At 28.3% G+C, this 237-nt stretch carries 1 protein-coding gene; it reads left to right on the forward strand.

What is annotated here, in order from left to right:
- Positions 1-12 precede the first annotated feature (12 nt).
- Positions 13-237, forward strand: a 225-nt coding sequence (locus AVBRAN12642_RS09825; RefSeq protein WP_336608328.1) for a DNA cytosine methyltransferase, incomplete at its 3' end; no start/stop codon positions are given.

The raw sequence follows: 237 nt of genomic DNA on the forward strand, positions 1-237 counted from the left end.
AAAGCAATCTCAATGTTTTCTAGTGCAGGTATAGGTGAACTAGATTTGGAAAAGTTAGGCATTAAAGTGGTATTATCAAATGAATTGTTGCCAAAAAGAGCAGAATTTTATAAAAAAGTTCATCAAAATTCTAAAATGATAGTTGGAGATATAACTGATAAGAAAATTTTTAATGAATATATTAGTAATATTCCAGATGATGTAAAGCTTTTAATAGCTACTCCACCTTGTCAAGGT

The organism is Campylobacter sp. RM12642 (genome assembly GCF_020137635.1).
Classification (GTDB): domain Bacteria; phylum Campylobacterota; class Campylobacteria; order Campylobacterales; family Campylobacteraceae; genus Campylobacter_E.